The sequence below is a fragment of the Proteus sp. PR00224 genome, assembly GCF_016238105.1.
In the GTDB taxonomy this organism is placed as follows: domain Bacteria; phylum Pseudomonadota; class Gammaproteobacteria; order Enterobacterales; family Enterobacteriaceae; genus Proteus.
This window is the reverse complement of record NZ_JAEHQU010000005.1, coordinates 1-23,741: the sequence shown is the minus strand read 5'-3', so window position 1 is coordinate 23,741 and position 23,741 is coordinate 1. Positions and strand designations below refer to the sequence as shown.

At 40.0% G+C, this 23,741-nt stretch carries 21 protein-coding genes; 14 read left to right on the top strand and 7 right to left on the bottom strand.

The annotated features are described in order from the left end of the window. From rseP to tilS, 12 genes are all read left to right on the top strand, one after another. On the top strand, positions 1–1,353 hold the full coding sequence (rseP, locus tag JEP71_RS10260) for a sigma E protease regulator RseP (protein WP_198626183.1): 1,353 nt from the start codon (positions 1–3) through the stop codon (positions 1,351–1,353). Between the two features lie 39 nt (positions 1,354–1,392). Continuing rightward, positions 1,393–3,786 carry an outer membrane protein assembly factor BamA gene (gene bamA, locus JEP71_RS10255; RefSeq protein WP_196532754.1) on the top strand — a complete coding sequence of 798 codons (2,394 nt, stop codon included), beginning with the start codon at positions 1,393–1,395 and terminating at the stop codon, positions 3,784–3,786. A gap of 92 nt (positions 3,787–3,878) precedes the next feature. After that, positions 3,879–4,376, top strand: a complete 498-nt coding sequence (locus JEP71_RS10250) for an OmpH family outer membrane protein (protein ID WP_036934019.1) — start codon at positions 3,879–3,881, stop codon at positions 4,374–4,376. Between the two features lie 3 nt (positions 4,377–4,379). Beyond that, positions 4,380–5,408 (top strand): UDP-3-O-(3-hydroxymyristoyl)glucosamine N-acyltransferase, encoded by a 1,029-nt coding sequence (gene lpxD, locus JEP71_RS10245; RefSeq protein WP_109373121.1) that lies wholly within the window; start codon positions 4,380–4,382, stop codon positions 5,406–5,408. 123 nt (positions 5,409–5,531) lie between these two features. Next, positions 5,532–5,984: a 3-hydroxyacyl-ACP dehydratase FabZ gene (fabZ, locus tag JEP71_RS10240; RefSeq protein WP_006535887.1), complete on the top strand. Its 453-nt coding sequence runs from the start codon at positions 5,532–5,534 to the stop codon at positions 5,982–5,984. 3 nt (positions 5,985–5,987) lie between these two features. Beyond that, positions 5,988–6,791, top strand: coding sequence for an acyl-ACP--UDP-N-acetylglucosamine O-acyltransferase (lpxA, locus tag JEP71_RS10235; protein ID WP_088494703.1), 804 nt, complete (start codon positions 5,988–5,990; stop codon positions 6,789–6,791). Between the two features lie 7 nt (positions 6,792–6,798). Next, positions 6,799–7,971, top strand: a complete 1,173-nt coding sequence (gene lpxB, locus JEP71_RS10230) for a lipid-A-disaccharide synthase (RefSeq protein WP_109373122.1) — start codon at positions 6,799–6,801, stop codon at positions 7,969–7,971. Then, positions 7,971–8,561 carry a ribonuclease HII gene (rnhB, locus tag JEP71_RS10225; RefSeq protein ID WP_006535883.1) on the top strand — a complete coding sequence of 197 codons (591 nt, stop codon included), beginning with the start codon at positions 7,971–7,973 and terminating at the stop codon, positions 8,559–8,561. The genes lpxB and rnhB overlap by 1 nt, the downstream gene beginning before the upstream one ends. Positions 8,562–8,582: 21 nt before the next feature. Further along, positions 8,583–12,065 (top strand): DNA polymerase III subunit alpha, encoded by a 3,483-nt coding sequence (gene dnaE / locus JEP71_RS10220; protein ID WP_198620932.1) that lies wholly within the window; start codon positions 8,583–8,585, stop codon positions 12,063–12,065. 12 nt (positions 12,066–12,077) lie between these two features. Continuing rightward, positions 12,078–13,037, top strand: a complete 960-nt coding sequence (gene accA, locus JEP71_RS10215; RefSeq protein WP_109373124.1) for an acetyl-CoA carboxylase carboxyl transferase subunit alpha — start codon at positions 12,078–12,080, stop codon at positions 13,035–13,037. A gap of 239 nt (positions 13,038–13,276) precedes the next feature. Beyond that, the gene (locus JEP71_RS10210; RefSeq protein WP_198626182.1) at positions 13,277–14,020 is read left to right on the top strand and encodes an SDR family NAD(P)-dependent oxidoreductase; all 744 of its coding nucleotides are present in this window, start codon (positions 13,277–13,279) and stop codon (positions 14,018–14,020) included. A gap of 173 nt (positions 14,021–14,193) precedes the next feature. After that, positions 14,194–15,525 (top strand): tRNA lysidine(34) synthetase TilS, encoded by a 1,332-nt coding sequence (gene tilS / locus JEP71_RS10205; protein ID WP_198626181.1) that lies wholly within the window; start codon positions 14,194–14,196, stop codon positions 15,523–15,525. Between the two features lie 33 nt (positions 15,526–15,558). On the opposite strand, the gene rof is transcribed toward tilS, so the two are convergent. Next, positions 15,559–15,819 (bottom strand): Rho-binding antiterminator, encoded by a 261-nt coding sequence (rof, locus tag JEP71_RS10200; RefSeq protein ID WP_109373127.1) that lies wholly within the window; start codon positions 15,817–15,819, stop codon positions 15,559–15,561. A 262-nt stretch (positions 15,820–16,081) separates the two neighbouring features. Between rof and nlpE the strand changes: the two genes are divergently transcribed. Then, positions 16,082–16,762 (top strand): envelope stress response activation lipoprotein NlpE, encoded by a 681-nt coding sequence (nlpE, locus tag JEP71_RS10195; RefSeq protein ID WP_160230640.1) that lies wholly within the window; start codon positions 16,082–16,084, stop codon positions 16,760–16,762. An 89-nt stretch (positions 16,763–16,851) separates the two neighbouring features. Here nlpE and proS read toward each other — a convergent pair whose 3' ends face one another. The 6 genes from proS to metN form a co-directional block, all read right to left on the bottom strand. Further along, the gene (proS, locus tag JEP71_RS10190; protein WP_198620929.1) at positions 16,852–18,567 is read right to left on the bottom strand and encodes a proline--tRNA ligase; all 1,716 of its coding nucleotides are present in this window, start codon (positions 18,565–18,567) and stop codon (positions 16,852–16,854) included. Positions 18,568–19,045: 478 nt separating this feature from the next. Next, positions 19,046–19,753: a tRNA (N6-threonylcarbamoyladenosine(37)-N6)-methyltransferase TrmO gene (tsaA, locus tag JEP71_RS10185; RefSeq protein ID WP_198626180.1), complete on the bottom strand. Its 708-nt coding sequence runs from the start codon at positions 19,751–19,753 to the stop codon at positions 19,046–19,048. Next, positions 19,750–20,160, bottom strand: coding sequence for an Rcs stress response system protein RcsF (gene rcsF / locus JEP71_RS10180; RefSeq protein WP_109373131.1), 411 nt, complete (start codon positions 20,158–20,160; stop codon positions 19,750–19,752). The genes tsaA and rcsF overlap by 4 nt, the downstream gene beginning before the upstream one ends. A 130-nt stretch (positions 20,161–20,290) precedes the next feature. Then, complete coding sequence (locus JEP71_RS10175) at positions 20,291–21,106, bottom strand: MetQ/NlpA family lipoprotein (protein WP_109373132.1); 816 nt, start codon at positions 21,104–21,106, stop codon at positions 20,291–20,293. Between the two features lie 66 nt (positions 21,107–21,172). Continuing rightward, positions 21,173–21,826, bottom strand: coding sequence for a methionine ABC transporter permease MetI (locus tag JEP71_RS10170; RefSeq protein ID WP_109373133.1), 654 nt, complete (start codon positions 21,824–21,826; stop codon positions 21,173–21,175). Next, the gene (metN, locus tag JEP71_RS10165) at positions 21,819–22,850 is read right to left on the bottom strand and encodes a methionine ABC transporter ATP-binding protein MetN (protein ID WP_099074391.1); all 1,032 of its coding nucleotides are present in this window, start codon (positions 22,848–22,850) and stop codon (positions 21,819–21,821) included. The genes JEP71_RS10170 and metN overlap by 8 nt, the downstream gene beginning before the upstream one ends. Positions 22,851–23,042: 192 nt before the next feature. Between metN and gmhB the strand changes: the two genes are divergently transcribed. Then, entirely contained in the window at positions 23,043–23,609 is a 567-nt protein-coding gene (gene gmhB, locus JEP71_RS10160; protein ID WP_109373134.1) for a D-glycero-beta-D-manno-heptose 1,7-bisphosphate 7-phosphatase, read from the top strand. Positions 23,610–23,741: the final 132 nt, after the last annotated feature.

Below are 23,741 nucleotides of genomic sequence, written 5' to 3'. Positions count from 1 at the left end.
ATGGGTATCCTGTGGAATCTTGCCGCATTTATTATCGTTTTAGGTATTTTAATTACGGTACATGAGTTTGGACATTTTTGGGTAGCTAGGCGCTGTGGTATTTATGTCGAGCGTTTTTCTATTGGTTTTGGAAAAGCAATTTGGCGCAAAATAGATAAACATGGCACTGAATTTGTTATCGCATGGATACCTTTGGGTGGCTATGTAAAAATGTTAGATGAAAGAGTCGCTGAGGTTGCACCTGAGCGCCGTCATCTTGCATTTAATAATAAAACAGTTGGTCAGCGTGCTGCGGTTGTTGCCGCAGGACCTATTGCCAACTTTTTGTTAGCGATTGTCGCCTATTGGATAGTTTTTATGATAGGTGTTCCTGCATTAAAACCTATAATTGCAGACATTCGTCCGAATTCTATCGCAGAACAAGCAAAATTAACGCCTGGAATGGAACTAAAATCCGTTGCAGGTATCGAAACGCCTGATCAGAATGCAGTTCGTTTAGCGTTAGTTAGTCAAATTGGTGCCAAAGAGGTTTCATTCGTTGTTTCAGATCTAAATTCTCTTTCTGAGAGTGAGAATATACTGAATTTACAACAATGGAATTTTGATCCTGAAAAACAAGATCCTATCTTGTCCCTAGGGATAATGCCTGTTGGCGCAAGGTTAGACTCAAAGATTATTGAAGTTACGGAAGGCTCCGCTGCTGAAAAAGCGGGTTTACAGGCAGGGGATCGTATCGTTAAAGTTGACGGTCAGCCAATTGATACATGGCATCCATTTACTTATTTTGTTCGACAAAGTCCAAATAAAGTCTTGGAGCTTCTTGTTGAACGTAACGGCTCGTCGTTGATGTTGAATATTACACCGACAGCTGTTGCACTGAAAGATGGTACTGAAATAGGGCAAGTTGGTGCGCAATTGCAAATATTACCTCCTGATGAGCAATATTTGATAATGCAGCAATACAACCCATTTTCAGCGCTCTATGAAGCATCTGATAAAACATGGCAGTTGATGGGTTTAACTGTCAAAATGATTGGCAAGTTAGTGGTTGGTGACGTCAAATTAACTAACCTTAGTGGACCTGTTTCTATCGCGAAAGGCGCAGGAATGTCTGCTGATTCTGGTTTTGTTTATTATTTGATGTTTATGGCGCTTATCAGTGTCAATTTGGGGATCATTAACTTGTTTCCCCTGCCTGTCCTAGATGGCGGGCACCTGCTTTTCCTGGTTATCGAGAAGATAAAGGGAGGGCCGGTATCTGAGCGTGTACAAGATTTCTGTTATCGTATTGGTATTATGGCACTGATGCTTTTAATGGGACTTGCACTTTTCAATGATTTCTCTCGCTTATAATTGGTAAGCAGGGACCGGTTAGGAAAACACAAAACAACGATGGCGATGAAAAAGTTGCTTATAGCGTCGCTGCTGCTGGGCAGCGCCACTGCATACGGTTCAGACGGATTCGTAGTTCAGGACATTCAATTTGAAGGTCTTCAACGCGTCGCCGTTGGTGCAGCATTACTGAACATGCCTGTCCGAGTTGGAGACTCGGTCGGTAATGATGATATCAGCCGAACTATCCGTTCATTATTTGCGACAGGAAACTTTGATGATGTTCGTGTCCTGCGTGACGGAAATACTCTGATTGTTCAAGTAAAAGAGCGTCCAACTATTGCCAGCATTACTTTCTCTGGTAACAAAGCAATCAAGGAAGAGATGCTAAAACAGAATCTTGATGCTTCTAACATTCGTATCGGTGAAACACTTGACCGCACAATGCTAGCGAATATCGAGAAAGGGCTTGAAGATTTCTATTATAGTGTTGGTAAATATAATGCAACTGTAAAAGTGGTTGTTACACCTCTTCCTCGTAATCGTGTTGACTTAAAACTCGTGTTTGCAGAGGGTGTTTCAGCAACTATTCAGCAAATCAACATTGTTGGTAATAAAGCATTTTCTACTGCTGAGCTCGTTAACCGTTTCCAATTACGTGATGATGTTCCTTGGTGGAACTTAGCGGCTGATGAAAAATATCAGAAGCAAAAACTGGCTGGTGACTTAGAAACATTAAGAAGCTTCTATCTTGATCGTGGTTATGCACGTTTTGATATTGAATCGACGAATGTCAGTTTAACGCCAGACAAAAAGGGAATTTACATTACCATTAACCTGAAAGAAGGTGATAAATACACAGTAGAAAATACTGAAGTCAATGGTAATACTGCGGGCTACACTAAACAAATTGAAGAGCTTATCGAAATTGCACCCGGCTCTCTTTATAATGGCGCGCAAGTCACTAAAACAGAAAATGATATTAAAAATCTGTTAGGTCGTTATGGATATGCTTATCCTCGCGTTATGACAAACCCTGAAATTAATGATGAAAATAAAACCGTCAAACTGCATGTAAACGTAGATGCAGGAAACCGTTTCTATGTTCGTCAAGTCCGTTTCGCTGGTAATGACATCACTAAAGACTCTGTTTTACGTCGTGAAATGCGTCAAATGGAAGGTGCATGGTTAGGTAGCGATTTAGTTGAACAAGGTAAAGAGCGTTTAAATCGTTTAGGTTATTTCGAAACGGTTGAAACAGAAACTCAGCGTATTCCAGGTTCTCCTGATCAGGTTGATATCGTTTATCGTGTCAAAGAGCGTAACACAGGCTCTCTTAACTTTGGTGTCGGTTTCGGTACTGAAAGTGGCGTGAGCTTCCAAGTAGGTGTTACTCAAGATAACTGGTTAGGTACAGGTAACGCAGTTGCTATTAACGCGAGTAAAAATGATTACTCAACTTACGCAGAATTATCTGTGACTGACCCATACTTTACCGTTAATGGTGTGAGTTTAGGCGGTCGAATTTTCTATAATGATTTCCGCGCTAATGATGCTGATTTATCTGGTTATACCAATAAATCTTATGGTGTAGATGGTACATTAGGCTTCCCAATTAATGAATATAACTCAGCACGTCTTGGCTTAGGCTATACTCATAATGGTCTGTCACGTATGGAACCGCAGGTTGCAATGTGGCGTTACCTAGAAAGTATGGGTGAAAATCCAGGCTTTGATAAACGTGAATCGTTTAATGCTGATGACTATACTGTCAGTATGGGTTGGACATTTAATAACTTAAACAAAGGTTTCTTCCCAACATCAGGTGCGAGAAGTAACTTAAGTGGACGTGTGACTGTACCGGGCTCTGACAACAAGTACTATAAAGTCACTTGGGACGGTATGTACTATTACCCAATTAATGAGAAAGAGTCTTGGGTAACCTTACTTAAAGGTCGTTTAGGCTACGGTGATGGTTTAGGTGGTAAAGAATTACCATTCTATGAAAACTTCTATGCAGGTGGTTCGGGTACAGTTCGTGGTTTCCGTTCAAATAATATCGGTCCTAAAGCGGTTTACCTTGATGCAAATGGTAAGCCAAAACCAGGTGAGCCATCTAGCGATGCTATCGGTGGTAACGCAATGGCTGTGGCAAGTTTTGAGCTGATCACTCCAACGCCATTTGTAGATGATAAATACTCATCTTCAGTCAGAACCTCTCTGTTTGTTGATGCAGGTACGGTGTGGGATACTAAGTGGAGTAGCACTAACTCAGCTTGGACAGCAGGTATGCCTGATTATAGCCGTGCAAGTGATATACGTGTTTCAACCGGTGTTGCGTTACAATGGTTATCTCCTTTAGGTCCGTTAGTATTCTCTTATGCTAAGCCAATAAAAGATTACGAAGGCGATAAATCAGAGCAATTCCAGTTTAATATTGGTAGAACGTGGTAGCGATGTAAGTAAAGTTGATGCCTGATTCACAATGCTGAAAAAGGCATCCGATTTCTGACAAAAAATTATTTTTGGTTTTAAGGAGTTTAATCGTGAAAAAATTGTTATGTGCCGCTGCCCTAGGAATGGCATTGACCATGTCAGCAGGTGTTCAAGCCGCAGATAAAGTAGGTGTTGTGAACATCGGTCAAGTTCTCCAACAAATTCCTAACCGTGATGCGGTAGAGAAACAATTGGAAAATGAATTCAAATCACGTGACACTGAATTGCAGAACTTAGGTAAAGCATTACAGACAGCTGTTGAGAAATATCAAAAAGACGCGCCAACTATGAATGCAACACAACGTGCAAATACAGAGAAAGATCTGGTTGCTAAACGTGAAGCATATGCACAAAAAGCACAAGCTTTTGAGCAAGACTTTAGCCGTCGTCAAGCTGAAGAACGTAACAAAATCATGAAACGTGTATTAGACGCTGTTGATGCAGTAGCGAAGAAAGAAGGCTATGATGTGATCCTTGATGCTAACACTGTACCTTATTTCGCAGATGGTAAAGATATTACTGCTCAGGTTCAAAAACAGGTTAAATAATAGATGTTTTCAATTCGATTAGCTGATCTTGCTCAGCAGTTGAATGCACAGTTACACGGCGATGGTGATATCACTATCGCCGGTCTTGCTTCAATGAGCCTAGCAAATAGCGAACAAATTACATTTCTTTCCGATAGTCGCTATCGTGAAAAATTAAGTGAATGTCAGGCTGCTGCTGTTGTATTAACAGAAGCTGATCTTCCGTTTTGTCCCGTTGCCGCACTTGTGGTGAAAAACCCGTATCTTGCCTATGCTCAAATGGCACAGATAATGGATACAACACCGCAGCCAGCACAGGATATCCATCCAAGTGCTGTTATTTCTCCTGACGCTAAGTTAGGAAAAAATGTATCAGTGGGTGCAAATGCCGTTATCGAATCTGATGTTATCCTTGGTGATAATGTTGTGATTGGTGCTGGTTGTTTTGTGGGTAAAAAAGCACATATTGGCGATAATAGCCGTTTATGGGCAAATGTATCTATTTATCATGAAGTTATCATTGGTAAAGATTGTTTGGTTCAGTCAGGTACTGTGATTGGTTCAGATGGTTTTGGTTATGCTAATGAACGTGGTAATTGGATCAAAATTCCACAATTAGGTTCAGTAGTGATTGGTGATCGCGTTGAAATCGGTGCATGTACTACAATCGACCGAGGCGCATTAGATAACACAGTTATCGGTAATGGTGTTATCATTGATAACCAGTGCCAAATCGCACATAACGTTATTATTGGTGATAATACCGCAGTTGCTGGTGGTGTCATCATGGCGGGCAGCCTGAAAATAGGCCGCTATTGTATGATTGGTGGAGCAAGTGTTATCAATGGTCACATGGAAATCTGTGATAAAGTCACGGTAACAGGTATGGGAATGGTAATGCGTCCTATCACTGAGCCGGGTGTTTATTCTTCAGGAATTCCGCTGCAATCGAATAAAGCATGGCGTAAAACCGCAGCTCTTGTGTTGCGAATTGATGAAATGCAAAAAAGGCTCAAGTCGCTTGAACGTCAAGTAGAAAGTAGCGACAAGTAACAATATACGTCATTGACGAATGTTACCCATTTTGCGACCTGCGGGTTAACTCACTTTTTGAGTCACAGCAGGTCGTGTCATTATTAATTAGACTCAGTTTTATTAGACAGGAAGAGTATTGCAATGAGTGAGAATCATACTCTGCAAATCGAAGAAATTTTAGATTTACTTCCACACCGTTACCCATTCTTATTGGTTGATCGTGTCCTTGATTTTGAAGAAAAGAAATTTCTAAGAGCAGTAAAAAATGTATCTTTTAATGAGCCTTTCTTTCAAGGTCACTTTCCAGGAAAACCAATTTTTCCGGGCGTACTGATCCTCGAAGCCATGGCACAGGCAACGGGTATTTTAGCATTCAAAAGCGTAGGAAAGCTGGAACCTGGTGAACTCTACTATTTTGCTGCTATTGACGGTGCTCGCTTTAAACGTCCTGTCTTACCTGGGGATCAAATGATCCTAGAGGTAGAATTCATTAAAGAACGTCGTGGTGTTGCTCGCTTTAAAGGCGTCGCTAAAGTTGATGGGGAAATTGCTTGCGAAGCTGAAATGATGTGTGCTCGCCGCCGTGAGGTCTAGCCTATGATAGATAAATCCGCAGTAATTCACCCTTCCTCAATTATTGAAGAGGGTGCGGTAATCGGTGCTAATGTTCGCATTGGCCCTTTTTGTGTCATTGGTGCTAACGTTGAGATTGGTGAAGGTACTGACATCAAATCTCATGTTGTTATCAATGGGCACACACGCATTGGCCGAGATAATCAGATTTATCAATTCACTTCTATCGGTGAAGTTAATCAGGATCTGAAATATCGTGGTGAACCAACGCAAGTCATTATTGGTGATCGAAACCTTATTCGTGAAAGTGTGACTATCCACCGTGGAACAACCCAAGGTGGCAATATCACAAAAATTGGTAACGATAATCTACTGATGATTAATACCCACGTCGCACATGATTGTATCATTGGTGATCGTTGTATTATTGCAAATAACGGCACACTGGGTGGTCACGTCACTTTAGGTGATTTTGTGATTATCGGTGGTATGAGCGCCGTTCATCAGTTTTGCCAAATTGGCTCTCATGTGATGGTCGGTGGATGTTCAGGCGTGGCACAAGACGTTCCTCCTTTTGTTATTGCACAAGGAAACCACGCGACGCCTTATGGGCTGAATATAGAAGGATTAAAGCGCAGAGGTTTTGCTAAAGAAGATCTTCATGCAATTCGTAATGCTTACAAAGTACTTTACCGTAATGGTAAAACACTGGAAGAAGCGCGTGAAGAAATTGGACAATTGGTTGCTGATAATAATAATCCGCATGTCAAACTGTTCAGTGATTTTCTGGAGAACTCAGCAAAATCTAACCGCGGTATCATTCGCTAATTAGGATATGACCTTGTCAGGCCAATTATCTACTACTCAGTGTCCGTTAGTTATCGGCTTAGTTGCTGGTGAAACGTCCGGTGATATCTTGGGCGCGGGATTAATCCGCGCTCTAAAACAAATGCATCCCAATGTTCGCTTTGTCGGCGTTGCTGGACCTCTTATGCAAGCTGAAGGTTGTGAAGCTTGGTATGAGATGGAAGAGCTTGCCGTCATGGGGATCGTTGAAGTTCTCGAACGATTACCTCGCTTATTAAAGATCAGAAAAGATCTCACTCAACGATTCTCAGAATTAAAACCAGATGTTTTCGTGGGGATTGACGCACCTGATTTTAATATCACTCTTGAAGGTCGTTTAAAGCAAAAAGGGATCAAAACTATTCACTATGTCAGTCCATCTGTGTGGGCTTGGCGTCAAAAACGTGTTTTCAAAATTGGTAAAGCGACAGATCTCGTCTTAGCTTTTCTGCCTTTTGAAAAAGCGTTTTATGATAAGTATCAGGTTCCTTGTCGTTTTATTGGTCATACAATGGCTGATGCCATAGCCTTAAATCCAGATAAAAAGGCTGCTCGTGAACATCTAGGGATATCTGAAGAAATCCCTTGTCTAGCACTGCTTCCTGGTAGTCGTCATGCTGAAGTTGAAATGCTAAGTGCTGATTTTATAAAAACAGCACAGTTACTAAAACAGCAAATCCCCGCTCTTCATATTGTTGTGCCATTAGTTAATGCTAAGCGACGAGCCCAATTTGAACAGATACATCAAAATGTGGCACCAGAACTTGAAATACAACTTCTTGATGGGCAAGCAAGAGAAGCAATGACAGCGAGCGATGCGACATTGTTAGCATCAGGCACAGCTGCATTAGAATGCATGTTAACGAAATGCCCGATGGTTGTTGGCTATCGCATGAAACCATTTACTTTCTGGTTAGCAAAAAGGTTAGTTAAAACGCCTTATGTCTCGTTACCTAATTTGTTAGCTGGCCGAGAAATTATCAAAGAATTATTGCAAGAAGAGTGCGAACCCTCAGCGTTAGCACAACAACTTTTACCTCTTTTAACCGATGAAGAAAAAGTACGTCAATTAAAAGAGATATTTTTACAGCTACATAGTGACATTCGTTGTAATGCGGATGAGCAAGCAGCAAATGCAGTATTAGAATTGGTAGAAAAATAATGGAATTTGTATATCCAAAAGCAAATCTTATTGCTGGAGTTGATGAGGTTGGTCGAGGCCCATTAGTCGGTGCAGTAGTTACCGCTGCTGTTATTCTTGATCCAGCAAATCCAATTGAAGGATTAACAGACTCCAAAAAGCTAACAGAAAAAAAGCGTAATGCTCTTTATGACGAAATAAAAGAAAAAGCATTATGCTGGGCGATAGGCCGTGCAGAGCCAGAAGAAATTGATGAATTAAATATTCTTTGGGCAACCATGAAAGCAATGGAACGTGCTGTTGCGGGATTATCAATAACACCTGATATGGTCTTAATTGATGGTAATCGTTGCCCTAAATTACCAATGGCCTCTCAAGCGGTTATAAAAGGTGATAGTTTAGTTCAAGAAATTAGTGCAGCTTCTATTCTTGCTAAAGTGACTCGTGATAGAGAAATGGAAGAGTTAGATAAGCTTTACCCTGATTATGGTTTTGCTAAACATAAAGGGTATCCAACTGTTTTCCATATGGAAAAACTAGCCTTATTAGGGGCAACACCCTATCATCGAAAAAGTTTTGCGCCTGTAAAACGTGCTTTAAATTTAAAGTAATCCACAGAGTAATTAAACACTATGGCAGATCCTCGTTTTATCCATCTTAGGGTACACAGCGATTATTCAATGATCGATGGATTGGCAAAAACAGGGCCTCTTGTGAAGAAAGTGGCTTCGCTGGGAATGCCTGCTTTTGCGATTACTGATTTCACTAACTTATGTGGGTTAGTGAAATTTTATGGTGCTGCACATGGTGCTGGCATTAAACCTATCATTGGTGCTGATGTTTACCTTGAAACAGAATTATTAGGTGATGAATATGCTCATCTTACTATTCTTGCCCGTAATAATGTAGGCTACCAAAACCTCACTTTATTGATTTCAGAAGCTTACAAACACGGTTATGGTGCTGTTGGACCGACGATTAAACAAGAGTGGTTAACAACCTACAAAGAAGGGCTCTTGTTGCTTTCTGGCGGTAGAATGGGGGATGTGGGTAAGTTCCTACTTCGCGGAAATCGCGCTTTAGTTGATCAGTGCCTTGAATATTATCAAACTCATTTTCCCGATAGTTATTATCTAGAGCTTATTCGTACAGGCCGTACTGATGAGGAAACTTATCTTCATGAAGCAGTAGCACTGGCTTCTGAAAAAGGTCTGCCCGTCGTTGCAACCAATGATGTCTGTTTTCTCGACAGTGATGATTTTGACGCACATGAAATTCGTGTCGCAATTCATGACGGTTTTACGTTATCTGATCCCAAACGTCCTAAGAATTATAGTCCTCAGCAATATATGCGCACAGAAGAAGAAATGTGTGAATTATTTGCTGATATACCTGAAGCATTAGAAAACAGTGTTGAAATCGCTAAACGCTGTAATGTCACGATCCGCTTAGGGGAATACTTTCTTCCACAATTCCCAACAGGGGATATGAGCACAGAAGATTTCCTCGTCAAAAAATCGAAAGAAGGTTTAGAAGAACGCTTAGCCTTTTTATTTCCCGATCCTGAAGAGCGACAAAAAAGACGCCCTGAATATGATGAGCGTCTTGATATTGAGCTGCAAGTGATTAACCAAATGGGATTCCCTGGTTACTTCCTGATCGTGATGGAATTTATTCAGTGGTCTAAAGATAACGGTGTTCCTGTAGGACCAGGGCGTGGTTCTGGTGCTGGTTCATTAGTCGCCTACTCACTCAAAATCACTGACCTTGATCCTCTTGAATTCGACTTACTTTTCGAACGTTTTCTTAACCCAGAACGTGTATCGATGCCAGACTTTGACGTCGATTTCTGTATGGAAAAACGCGATAGAGTTATCGACCACGTTGCTGAAATGTATGGTCGAGATGCGGTATCTCAGATCATTACATTTGGTACGATGGCGGCGAAAGCCGTTATTCGCGATGTTGGCCGTGTTTTAGGACACCCTTACGGTTTTGTTGATAGAATTTCAAAACTCGTTCCTCCTGATCCAGGTATGACGCTGGAAAAAGCGTTTGCAGCCGAGCCTCAATTACCAGAAATTTATGAAGCCGACGAAGAGGTTAAATCTCTTATTGATATGGCTCGTAAATTAGAAGGTGTGACGCGTAATGCAGGTAAACACGCGGGTGGTGTCGTTATTTCACCAACGAAAATCACCGATTTTGCGCCACTTTATTGTGATGCTGAGGGAAATAACCCCGTTACACAATTTGATAAGAACGACGTTGAATACGCGGGTCTTGTTAAATTCGACTTCTTAGGTTTAAGAACACTAACCATCATTAACTGGGCATTAGAAATGATTAATGCCCGACGAGCTAAAAAATCTCTCGAACCTGTTGATATTTCGGCGATCCCATTAACGGATCAGCGCAGTTTTGACATGTTGCAGCGTTCAGAAACGACCGCGGTATTCCAGTTGGAATCTCGTGGTATGAAAGATCTCATCAAACGCCTACGTCCTGACTGTTTTGAAGATATGATTGCACTTGTTGCCCTATTTCGTCCGGGGCCATTGCAATCAGGCATGGTAGATAACTTTATTGACCGTAAACACGGTGTTGAAGAGATCTCATATCCTGATGTTAAGTGGCAACATGAAAGCTTACAGCCCGTTCTAGAACCAACCTATGGTGTTATCCTATACCAAGAACAAGTTATGCAAATTGCACAGGTTCTTGCGGGATATACGCTAGGTGGCGCGGATATGTTACGACGCGCAATGGGTAAGAAAAAACCTGAAGAAATGGCAAAGCAACGCTCTGTTTTTGAAGAGGGTGCTATTAAAAACGGTGTCGATGGTGAGCTTGCCATGAGGATCTTTGACTTGGTGGAGAAATTCGCCGGTTATGGATTTAACAAATCACACTCAGCAGCGTATGCATTAGTTTCTTATCAAACATTGTGGCTAAAAGCCCACTATCCAGCTGAATTTATGGCTGCTGTAATGACGGCTGATATGGATAACACTGAAAAAGTGGTGGGATTGGTTGATGAATGTTGGAGAATGGGCTTAAAGGTTCTTCCTCCTGATATCAATAGTGGTCTTTATCATTTCCACGTAAATGATGAAGGCGAAATCGTTTATGGTATTGGTGCCATTAAAGGTGTGGGTGAAGGGCCAATTGAAGCGATTGTAGAGGCGCGTCAGCAAGGCGGTCACTTTAAAGATATTTTTGATCTCTGTGCTAGAACAGAAACCAAAAAATTGAATCGCCGAGTGATGGAAAAACTGATAATGTCAGGCGCATTCGATAAGCTGGGACCTCATCGTGCTGCTTTAATGTCTTCATTAGAAGATGCATTAAAAGCCGCAGACCAACATGCCAAGGCTGAAGCAATAGGCCAATCGGATATGTTTGGTGTGTTAGCTGAAGCGCCTGAACAAGTTGAGCGTTCTTATGCCAATATACCTAAATGGCCAGACCAAGTCGTTTTAGAAGGTGAGCGAGAGACGTTAGGTTTATATTTAACAGGTCATCCGATCACACGTTATTTAAAAGAAATTGAACGATATGCGGCAGGAACGCGTCTAAAAGATTTAGTACCAACACCTCGTGGTCAAATGGTGAAGGTAGCAGGCTTAGTACTTGCTTCTAAAGTATTTACAACGAAACGCGGAAATCGGATCGGCGTTTGTACCTTAGATGATCGTTCAGGTCGCTTAGAAATTATGTTATTTTCTGATGCATTGGATAAATACCAACATTTATTAGAACAAGACAAGATTTTAATTGCTACTGGGCAGGTCAGCTTTGATGATTTCAATGGTGGGCTTAAAATGACAGTCCGCGAACTTATGGATATCAACGAAGCCCGTGAAAAATATGCACGAGGACTTGCTATCTCATTATCAGACAGGCAAATTAATGAGCAATTATTAAATCGTCTTCGCGGCGTTTTAGAACCTCATCGTTCAGGCACGATACCGGTTCATCTTTATTTTGAAAAGCATGATGCCTGCGCACGTTTACGATTTGGTGCGACTTGGCGTGTAACGCCAACAGATATGCTTTTAACGGATCTGCGAACTCTGCTGGGTAATGAGCAGGTAGAATTAGAATTTGACTAAAATAGGAATGTTATGAGTCTTAATTTTCTGGATTTTGAACAGCCAATTGCCGAGTTAGAAGCGAAAATTGATTCGCTAACCGCAGTTAGCCAACATGATGAAAAAATTGATATTAATATCGATGAAGAAGTTTCACGCTTAAGAGAAAAAAGCCTAGAGCTAACGCGTAAGATTTTTTCTGATCTTGGTGCATGGCAAGTAGCACAACTTGCACGTCATCCATTAAGACCTTACACACTGGATTATATTCATCGTATCTTTACTGACTTCCAAGAATTAGCAGGCGACCGTGCTTATGCTGATGATAAAGCCATTGTTGGTGGTATCGCTCGTTTAGATGGTCGTCCAGTGATGGTTATTGGGCACCAAAAAGGGCGTGAAACGAAAGAGAAAATCCGCCGTAACTTTGGTATGCCAGCGCCAGAAGGCTATCGCAAAGCGCTTCGTTTAATGGAAATGGCGCAACGTTTTAATCTTCCTATTATCACTTTTATTGATACTCCAGGTGCTTATCCTGGTGTTGGTGCTGAAGAGCGCGGTCAATCAGAAGCGATTGCACGTAACTTACGTGAAATGTCACGCTTTGGCGTGCCAATCATCTGTACTGTTATTGGCGAAGGTGGTTCTGGTGGTGCACTGGCCATTGGTGTTGGTGATAAAGTGAATATGCTGCAATACAGCACCTATTCTGTTATTTCACCAGAAGGTTGTGCATCTATCCTTTGGAAAAGTGCTGATAAAGCACCATTAGCCGCAGAAGCGATGGGTATCACTGCAAATCGTTTAAAAGAGCTTAAGCTGATTGATACAGTTATTCCTGAGCCTTTAGGTGGCGCACATCGTCACTATGATGAAATTGCAGCGTCTTTAAAAGCACAAATCAAAGCTGATTTAGACGAGTTAGATGCATTTGAATCAGAAGAGCTAACAAACCGTCGCTACCAACGTTTAATGGAATACGGTTACTGCTAATAGCACCACGTTATTCAAAAAGTAAAAGAAAACCTCATGTTGATAACATGAGGTTTTTTTGTCTCTAAAAACTATCCTCATTGAGATAATAAAATGAGGTTATATTCACTATAATGCATTATATATCAATGTGTTAAGTTGATCTCAAAAACAATATTAATTCACTTTTTTACTAAAAGAATAATCAACCCTATCTATTATTTTATAGGGTCATTTACTTCTTTTGTGAGGAAAAAGCGATGATATCGTTTAATGGTAAGGTTGGGATAATTACAGGTGGTAATAGCGGGATTGGATTAGCTTCTGCGGAAAAGTTTCTATCTTTAGGCGCATCTGTTGTTATCACTGGCTGTAATTTAACCCGAGGGCAAAAAGCAGAAAAATACCTAAAAGAAAAAGGGCTTTCGGGTGAATTTATACAAATGGATGTGAAAAGTGAAAAAGAGAACGAACAACTTATTGATTATGTAGTAAATAAATATGGGCGACTGGATTTCATCTTTGCTAATGCTGGTATTTTAACTGATAACATCGCAGATAAATTAGAATATGAAAAATGGAAAGGAGTATTAGACGTTAATCTTAATGGGCTCTTTCTGATTAATCGTGCAGCTATTCAATATTGGCTGAAAAACAAACTATCAGGTGCAATTGTTAATTGTAGCTCGATTTGCTCTTTTGTTGGTCAACACGAGTTTCCTGCCTATTGTGCATCAAAAGGTGGTGTTAAATTACTGACACAAACACTTGCTATTGATTATGCAAGCAAAGGTATTCGTATTAATGCGGTTTGTCCAGGTTATATTGATACACCTTTATTAGAAGGGCGTGAACTAGATAAGCAAAAGTTGGCGACATTGCACCCGATTGGTCGTCTTGGTACGCCAGAAGAAGTGGCTAATGTTGTAGCATTTTTGGCTAGTGACGCAGCTTCGTTTGTCACTGGAGCCTCTTATTTGGTCGATGGTGGTTTTACAGCATAAATAGCTTTTGTTCAAAGGCAGAATAATCAATATTCTGCTTTCTTTTGGCTCTTTCTATGAGCCATTCAAGATCCTTGGATATGGTATTAATTGCAGGAATGCTTTGTATTCGTGCAAAATCAGGTAGAAAAGCTTAACATAATCATCTGAATTCACAGATAAATGATAATGCTATGGAACTGGAAAACTGTTCACTTCTTGAAGAAATCAAACAACAGATTGATCCTTACACTAAAATTTTGGTGGGTTTTAGTGGTGGGGTAGATTCAACAGTTTTATTGCATGGGCTTGTTCGTTTGCGTGATGAATTCCAGTTACCTTTAGAATTAACAGCTATCTATATTCATCATGGATTAAATATCAAAGCAGATGATTGGCTTGCCCACTGTAAACAATATTGTCAGCAATGGCGTGTCGATTTTATCAGTGAAAAAGTGAATGTAGACCCTAAAGAAGGCGGTCTTGAGAATGGTGCAAGAGAGGCGCGTTATCAAGCTTTTCGCCGATATTTACAGCCACAACAAGTATTAGTGACTGCTCAACACCAAGATGATCAAGCTGAAACTTTTTTACTGGCTTTAAAGCGAGGCAGTGGCCCTGCTGGATTGTCTTCAATGCCTGCCAAGATGGTGTTTGAGAATAGTTATTTACTTCGACCATTACTTAATATTACTCGTGAGCAAATCGAGTCCTATGCGACAGAGCAACGATTAATTTGGATAGAAGACGATAGTAATCAAGATGATCGTTATGATCGCAATTTTTTACGATTGCGTGTTATGCCCTTACTAGCTCAACGTTGGCCTCATTTTTCACAAGCGGTAACTAGAAGTGCTGCATTGTGTGGTGAACAAGAAGCACTACTAGACGAACTATTAGATTCTGAACTTAATAGTTTAATGGACAGTGAACACAGCTTAGATATTAATCAACTTGCCCATTGTAGTGTTATAAAGCGCAATGCTTTACTGAGGCGCTGGTTTGCTAAACACAATAAAACCATGCCTTCAAGACAACAAATATTACGACTATGGCAAGAAGTGGCTTTAGCCAAAGCGGATGCTGAACCTAGATTACAATTTTATCAAGATGAAGTCAGACGTTATAAACAGCGCCTTTATCTAGTTCCAATCATTAAAGAGCCTGCTGAGCATGCTATTGAGTGGTCGCTCAATGAGCCTTTATGTTTACCTAATGGATTAGGTGCTCTATCACTCGTAGCCGAAACTGGAAAAAACACTGTCAGAAAGCCTTCGAGTGATGAAAAAGTCACTGTGCGTTTTGGTTTAACACAAGCATCTTTACGTATTGTAGGGCGAGAGCATGCTCGACATAGTAAAAAGATTTGGCAAGAGCTTGAAGTTGCACCTTGGCGTAGAACCCGGATCCCTTTGATTTATTATAATGATACGTTAATTGCAGCTATTGACACATTTGTTACTTTTGAGGGAAAAGCAACATCAGAACACGCTATTACTATTGAGTGGCGAAAGGCTCATGAATGAACAACCGCCAGTTGGCGGTTGTTCTTTATTCGGTTATTCCGATTTTATAACAATTGTCCCAAGTTCGGGATTAGAAAAGCTGGCAATAACATCCAGTCGTAAATCTTTAGAGCCTTCAGACGTTTTGACTTTTAGGTATTCAACTTTCTTGCTTAAGAAAAGGTCATCCGCAACACCTTCAATAAGCTCACCATCATGCAGTTCAATATGGAGCGCTAAACCACGCTGGCATGCTAACTCCAGATACTCATAATCATCACAGTTAATTGGTTGATATTCTGTATTTGTTGACATATTCCCTCACCACTCTTTCGTGGCGGTGTTGCCGCCAGTGAATAATTCAGAATAAAATCATTATGCTGTTATTCGATGTGAGCACAATAGTTATTATAATAATTTTCTGAAATAGTTCTTTATTCGAAGTGATTTGAGAAATAATTAACAATTATGGGTGCATTTATCTTAAAGCTTGTTTTATTGCCCCCTTTTATTTTAAAAAATGTTAGAATCATATAGAGAATGATTTATTAAAAAGTACCCAGAATGTAGGGAGTCGATGATGGGGAAAAAATTTTTATTTGCAGCCGTTGCTGCTGGGTTATTTATACTGTCAGGTTGCCAAAATAATATTGGCTTATCACTTGATGGAAAAATTGTAGACCAAACTTACAACAGTATTCTGCCTTGTGCCGATTGCTCTGGCATCGACACGACAATTCTTGTTAATCAAGATGGCTCTTATGTTATGGAGCAAAGCTATCAAGGTTCACCTGATGATAAACGTAGTTTCTTTGAATCAGGAACATGGGTATTAGGTAAAGATAAGCTGACATTGACTAATAGTTATGGTGAGAAGAGCTATTATTTACCTCGTGAAGATAAATTAGTCATGCTTGATATTGATGGCAACGTTATTAATTCAGAACTAAATTATACTTTAGCTAAGGTTCAACCTAAACAGCTTGCCGGCGAGTTCACTTATTTTGCTGATGCAGGTACGTTTAAAGATTGCCAATCAGGGCGTGTTTACGCAGCCAGTGGTATTGAATTGGAAAAAGGCTATTTCTCAACGGGTGTTGAGGGTGGAACACCTGTTTACCTCGAAGTAAATGGTTATTACAGTATTCGTCCTTCAATGGAAGACGGTCAATATGACCGAGCTTTAGTTGTTGCAGATGAAAAACCTCGTTTTAATCGTCATGGTTCTTGTGGAAATCATCGTGGTAGCAGAAGCTAAGTTTTAGTTATTCTATTCCTAATAAAAAACCCGCTTTTGCGGGTTTTTTGTTGCTCAATGAAGCCTCTTATCGTCAAGAGGCTTAATGATTAAGCGAGTTGCTCTTTGATAAAGGCAACAACATCATCAACATTGACTAGTGATTTATCATCACTACGACGTGCTTTATATTCGATTTGATTGTTATCGAGGTTACGATCACCAATCACGATCGTGTGTGGAATACCGATAAGTTCCATATCAGCAAACATTACACCCGGACGTTCTTTACGATCATCAAACAGAACATCAATACCTTGAGCACGTAATTCGTCATAAAGTTTGTCAGCGACTTCTTTAACACGATAAGAACGATGCATATTCATTGGTAAAATAGCAACTTGGAATGGTGCAATCGCATCTGGCCAAATAATACCGCGAGCATCATGATTTTGTTCAATAGCGGCAGCAACAATACGAGTTACACCGATACCATAGCAGCCCATAGTAACGATTTGGTTATGACCTTCTTCGTTTTGTACGGTTGCTTTTAATGCTTCTGAATATTTTGTGCCAAGTTGGAAGATATGACCAACTTCAATACCACGTTTGATTAGTAATGTTCCTTTACCGTCAGGGCTTGGATCGCCTTCAACAACATTACGGATGTCTGCAATTTCAGCAACAGGTAGGTCACGCTCCCAGTTGATACCAAAATAGTGTTTACCATCAACGTTTGCACCTGCACCGAAATCACTCATCACAGAAACAGAACGATCCATAATAACAGGTAGTGGCAGATTAACTGGGCCTAATGAACCTGGACCTGCATTGACAGCTTGGCGAATCTCAGCTTCAGTAGCGAAAGTTAAAGGTGCTGCAACAATAGCGCATTTTTCTGCTTTAACTTCATTAAGTTCGTGATCGCCACGGACTAATAATGCAACTAATGGGTGACCACTCTCTTTTGTACCATGAACAATCAGTGTCTTAACTGTTTTTTCAATTGGTAGATTGAATTGTTCAACTAATTCAGCAATTGTTTTAGCGTTTGGTGTATCCACTAAACGTAATTCTTCAGTTGCAGCAGCTCGTGGAGTTGCAGGCATTACTGCTTCTGCTAATTCGATATTGGCTGCATAGTCAGAGCCAGTTGAGAAGACGATGTCATCTTCACCGCTGTCTGCTAAAACTTGGAATTCATGAGAGGCATTGCCACCGATAGAGCCTGTATCTGCAAGTACTGGACGGAAATCTAAACCAATACGTGAGAAAATTTTGCTGTAAGCTTCATACATTCTGTCGTAAGTCTCTTGTAAAGACTCTTGAGAGATATGGAAAGAGTAAGCATCTTTCATGATAAATTCACGAGAACGCATAACACCAAAACGAGGGCGTACTTCGTCGCGGAATTTAGTTTGAATTTGATATAAGTTCAGTGGAAGTTGTTTGTAAGAGGTAATTTCATTACGAACAATATCAGTAACAACTTCTTCATGAGTTGGGCCTAAAACGAATGGGCGCTCACCTCTATCTGAAAAACGCAGTAATTCAGGGCCATACTGTTCCCAACGACCACTTTCTAGCCATAAGTCAGCGGGTTGAACAACGGGCATTGAAATCTCAAGAGATCCTGCGTTGTCCATCTCTTCACGAACAATTTTTTCAATTTTTCTTAGAACACGAACCCCTGTCGGCATCCAATCATAAAGACCAGAAGCGAGTTTACGGATCATGCCTGCGCGAAGCATAAGTTGATGGCTGACAATTTCTGCATCAGCAGGTGTCTCTTTTAAAGTAGAGAGCAAATAGTGGCTAGTACGCATTATTAGGTTCCATTAGAACAAAAATACTTAGGCTGACTGTCACGCCAGTCTATATCAATATAATTAGAGAAAGACTCTAGAGCGTGTTGATCTTTGCTGCTTATTTTTACAGCAAAAGAAATTTATAAAACAAGCAATATATTCAACATTTTGGGTTTGGGCATTGATTGATATTAACAATGACCACTTAAAAATAAAAACAGCCCTACGGGTTCGATTAAAAGACGTTTCACTCATTTTATTCTGCGTTGAGAGGCGCTAGCCTAATTCACTAGGCGGCGAGCCCCTCTCCTTGCCTAAAATGCTTTTAATTCGAATAAAAATCGACCATCAAAGGTCAACACGCTCTAGTCTACCAGTGACTTAGGTCTGCCAAAAGGGGCAAAGCATTTTTTTCAATCTGATTTGTCTAAAGACATGAGAATGACTCTCAGATTAGATTATTCATGATAGCAATATCAATGAAGATAATAGCAAGTTACCGCGGTTCTACACTAAGAACAAGTGTCTGTTGTCCATTGACTTGCCAGCGAACATTGAATTCGAGTAAGTGTACCGCATAAATTCTATCATTTTGTTCTCCCTTTTTATAAGCAGGACGAGGATCTTGCTGTAATACTTGGGTAATAAAGCGTGAAAGATGAGGGTATTCACTTGCATAGTGTTGCAGTTGTTCGGATGCAATCTGTGAAAAGAAAACTGGCATTTCGTTATTAGGGGCTTCTTGTGCAAACCCTGCAATCGCATTTGGACGAGATTCTGCAAACGGTAAATAAGGTTTGATATCAAGAATAGGAGTGCCATCCACTAAATCGAGACTGCCTAATTCTAAAATAACAGACTGATTTTCGGCATTTACTTTTTTTAATTCAACTAACGACATACCAATTGGATTAGGACGAAAGGTTGAACGGGTGGCGAAAACGCCAATCTTTGCGTTTCCACCCAATCTCGGTGGGCGAACCAAAGGATGCCAACCTTGTTGTGCTGTTTGGTGAAAAACAAACAGTAACCAAAGGTGGCTAAATTGTTCTAAACCTCTGACTGCATCGGGGTGATTATAAGGGGTATGTAGAATAAGTTGACCGCCGCCATCCTGGACTAATCCAGGTTGGCGTGGAACGGCAAATTTTTCTTTATAAGGGCTTGAAATATACCCTATAGGATTCATTTGGTAGGTGTTCATTTTGTAATGAGTAGGGCTGTGCCTTCACAAATGGCGGATTGATAGCAACCTAAGCCTGTGACAATTTGGCATTCATGCAATAAAACGGCATTCGCATTTTTGTAAGCCGCTTTTGTTGCCATTCTTTTTTTAGCAATAGGTAAGCTTGCTGGTGGGTCTTGTAATGTTTGACGACAAGACTCGCCAGCGACAATACCGAGATCTTTAAAAGGTGCACCTAAAAGGTCTTCTGTTTTTTCAACAATACGCACTGAAGGTAAAGTTTGTGACCTCGGTTTTTGTGGTTGTCCTGGTTTATTTAAACGCATATCCGTAAATTTAGACTGATCAACATCAGATGATTTTTGCATTGAACAGCCTGTCATAAACAGCGCCATGATGCCAAGAAGTAGCAAGCGCATGTGCATGGGTTATATCCTCTTTATTATTGTCTATACAAAAATTAAACGGCACTAATTTAATGCAAATTAGCCAAGTAAAAAAGAGAAAGGCGAACAAATGTCCGCCTTTTTTATAATTAAGTTAAATTTTAACGTATTACCAGCCTTTTACAGCACCGCCGTTAAAGATTTTATTTGCAGCACTATCAACTTCATCAGTTTGGTAAGCTTGAATAAATTTCTTCACATTCTCACTGTCTTTATTATCTTCGCGAGCAACAATGATATTTACATATGGAGATTCTTTGTCTTCAACAAAAATACCGTCTTTTGCTGGTGTTAAGTTTACTTGGCTTGCATAAGTGGTATTGATTACCGCCAAATAGATTTTTTGATCATCTAATGAACGTGGTAATTGAGGTGCTTCTAATTCTACTAATTTTAGATTTTTAGGATTCTCAATAATATCTAAAGACGTTGGTAATAAGCCTACACCATCTTTTAATTTAATTAATCCCACTTTTTCTAATAACAGCAGTGAACGACCTAAGTTAGTTGGATCGTTAGGGATAGCCACTTGAGCGCCATCAGGTAAATCAGCTAAATCAGTAATTTTTTTAGAGTAACCCGCGATAGGGTAAATAAACGTATTTCCTACTGCAGTAATCTTGAAATTACGATCTTTAATTTGTTGATCCAAATAAGGCTTGTGTTGGAATGCATTAAGATCGATATCACCACGACTTAATGATTCATTAGGCATTACGAAGTCATTGAAAGTAACGAGTTCTACATCAAGACCATATTTATCTTTAGCAACTTGTTTTGCTACTTCTGCAACTTGTTGTTCAGAGCCAGAAATAACACCAACACGAATATGGTTTGGATCTTTTTCTTTTTCACCACAACCAGCTAATACTAATGCGCCAACTAAAGCACTTACGACTGCGAGCGATTTAAATTTCAATGACATACATTTACCCTTATTTGATCTGTTAATTAAAAGGTTTCGATTTAATAATTGAAACCTTCAATCTAATTATTTATGTGTTGTCAGCTTCACTAAGCGATCGCCGAAAAACTGAATGATAAAAACAAGAATAACGAGTAGAACAATCACAATATTCATTACAGTTGCATTATAGCCAACGTAACCATATTGATAGCCAATTTGACCTAAACCACCTGCACCAACAGCACCACCCATCGCTGAGTAACCCACTAATGTAATTAGTGTAATGGTTGCAGCATTAATCAAGCCTGGTAAAGATTCTGGTAATAAAATTTTCTTAATAATTTGCATTGGTGTTGCACCCATAGAACGAGATGCTTCAATTAATCCTTGTGGGATTTCCAATAGCGTATTTTCGACCATACGAGCAATAAAAGGTGCTGCGGCAACAGTTAATGGCACGATGGCTGCTTGCAAGCCAATAGATGTTCCTACAATCAAGCGAGTAAAAGGGATCATCCATACTAGTAAGATAATAAAAGGGATAGCCCTAAAAATATTCACAAGTGCTGAGATAACACGATAGGCAGGTGGATTTGCCATAATTTGTTCAGGACGAGTGACATAAAGTAAAACACCAAGTGGTAGCCCGATGACAAAACCAAAGAAGCCTGAAACGAAGGTCATGACTAAGGTTTCCCAGATCCCACTAATTAATAAATAAACCATTCCTTCAGACATAACCGAGAACCTCTACTTTCACATGATGCTCTTCTAAAAACGCAATCGACTTTTCAGTATTACCATTCTTACCGTGTAGCTCAGCTAACATCACGCCAAACTTCACACCACCGGCATAGTCCATTTGTGAACTTAAGATATTAATATCTGCGTCAAAACGACGAGCAACGATGGACATCAATGGTGCATCAACGGATTGACCGTTAAATTCAAGTTTCAATAATGGGAACAAACCTTCTTCCCACTCTGGCTTCATACGTTCTTTGTAATCTTCAGGAATATCCAATTGTAGTGTTGATTGGATAAAAGCCTGAGAAACAGGTGTTTTTGGATGAGAGAAAACTTCACTCACTGCATCACTTTCAACTAATTCACCACCACTTATTACTGCGACTTGATCACAAATGCGTTTTACAACGTCCATTTCATGAGTGATTAATAAAATGGTGAGGCCTAAACGACGGTTAATGTCTTTCAGCAATTCTAAAATAGAACGTGTTGTTGCTGGATCAAGTGCGCTGGTGGCTTCATCACACAACAAAACGTTGGGTGAATTTGCTAATGCACGCGCTATTGCAACACGTTGCTTTTGTCCACCAGATAAGTTTGCTGGGTAATACTCTTTCTTATCTGATAAACCAACTAATTCAAGTAATTCATTAACACGCTTATTAATCTCAGCGCGAGGTGTGTTATCAAGTTCTAATGGCAGTGCCACATTATCAAATACGGTACGTGAAGACAGTAAGTTGAAATGTTGGAAAATCATGCCAATACCACGACGTGCTTTCGTTAATTCTTTATCAGATAACTTTGTGAGATCACGCCCATCAACAAGCACTTCACCTGAAGTGGGTTTTTCTAACATATTCACACAACGTATAAGTGTACTTTTACCCGCACCTGACGATCCGATAACACCAAAAATCTGCCCTTGTGGCACATGCAGGTTAATATTTGATAGCGCTTGTATAGAACGCTCTCCCTGCTTAAATACTTTGTTTATATTCGTCAGTTTAATCATGTTTTTCTTTATATAAGTAGATATGGGACATAAAGACTATTCTGCCCGAGTTAAAATAGATGTTAAGGCGTCTAGACGGCTAAGTCAATAAAAAAGAGTTGAAGACTAATAAAGAAAGAAAGCCGTGGATATCATTCTCTATATAAGAAAAAACATGCGATACTAATAAAAATATCTAAATGGAGTAATGCTGTGAGCAAGGGGATTTCTGCGATTTTCTTAGATCGCGATGGAACTATTAATATAGACCATGGTTATGTGTCTGAAATTGATAACTTTGAATTTATCGATGGCGTGATTGAGGCAATGGCTGAATTAAAAGCTATGGGATATGCCTTGGTACTAGTGACTAATCAATCGGGCATTGGGCGTGGCTACTATAGTGAAGATCAATTTTTACACCTAACAGAGTGGATGGATTGGTCTTTGGCAGATAGAGGTGTTGATTTAGATGGTATCTATTATTGTCCTCATCATCCTGACGCCACTGTAGAAGAATATAAGAAAGAATGTGATTGTCGCAAACCAGCCTCAGGTATGTTTATGGATGCAAAAGCACAATTAAACATCGATATGGCTTCTTCTTATATGGTTGGCGATAAAAAAGAAGATATGTTGGCAGCAAAAACTGCGGGAGTGGGTCATAAAATTCTTGTTCGCACTGGAAAAGAGATAACTGAAGAGGCACAACAGTGTGCAGATTTTGTTCTCGATAGCCTTGCAGACTTGCCAAAATGGCTAAAAAGCCACAAAAAATAGGCACTTCGTTTAATTTACCAACAAACGAACATTTTTTTTAAAAAAACTATTGCCAGCCTCAGAAAACTCCCTATAATGCGTCCTCGTTGTCACGGCACAGGGCGCTAAGCAAACTGACTGAGAGAATGAAGA